The sequence below is a fragment of the Halorubrum tibetense genome, assembly GCF_042661865.1.
GTDB classification, from domain to species: Archaea; Halobacteriota; Halobacteria; order Halobacteriales; family Haloferacaceae; genus Halorubrum; species Halorubrum tibetense.
On record NZ_JBHSWW010000633.1, the window covers coordinates 1 to 625 of the forward strand.

Sequence of the window (625 nt, forward strand, 5' to 3'; positions counted from 1 at the left end):
ATGCTCGGCCGAACCGCGTTCGCGCTCGGCACCGGCCTCTCCGACGCCGGCTACGACCCCGCGGTCTGTCACACGCACCCGGCGGGCGCACGGCTCGTGGACCACTAGGGAGGCTCCGCAACTCGCGGCTCGCGGATCGCTCGCCGCAGGATAGTCCCGGGCGGATTCGAACCGCCGTCAATGGCTCCAAAGGCCATTATGATTGGCCACTACACCACGGGACTGCGAATGCGGATAACCGGGCCGGACTCAAGTAGGTTACTTTCCGCGACGCTCCGCCGTCCGCCGACGACTCACGCCCCCTCCGCCAGCCGATCGTAGCGGTCGCGGAACGCCCCCCGGCACGACCCACAACAGAAGTGATACAGCGTCCCGTCGACCCGCTCCGACTCCCCCTCCGCGGTGACGGTGTTCCCGCACTCGACACAGTCGACGGCGAGGTCGGCGTCACCGAGCCCCGGCGACCACTCCCGCCGATCGATCAGCCGGACGGTGAGGTCTCGGACCGCGTCGAGCCCCACGGTTCGGTCGACGAACCCGCGAGCGTCGTCGCCAGGGAGGCGGACGAGCACGGTCACGTCGCCGTCGGCGGTCAGGGTGGCGTGTTCGACGCGGTCGTGGCCCG

Annotated in this window: 1 tRNA gene and 2 pseudogenes; 1 reads left to right on the forward strand and 2 read right to left on the reverse strand. The window is 70.2% G+C overall.

Annotated features, from left to right (window positions below):
- A pseudogene (locus ACFQEU_RS17430) lies at positions 1 to 108 on the forward strand (pantoate kinase); the annotation flags it as partial.
- Between the two features lie 43 nt (positions 109 to 151).
- Here ACFQEU_RS17430 and ACFQEU_RS17435 read toward each other — a convergent pair.
- Both ACFQEU_RS17435 and ACFQEU_RS17440 read right to left on the reverse strand, forming a co-directional pair.
- A tRNA-Gln gene (locus ACFQEU_RS17435) sits at positions 152 to 224 on the reverse strand.
- A gap of 69 nt (positions 225 to 293) precedes the next feature.
- Positions 294 to 625 (reverse strand): annotated as a pseudogene (locus ACFQEU_RS17440) (ArsR family transcriptional regulator); the annotation flags it as partial.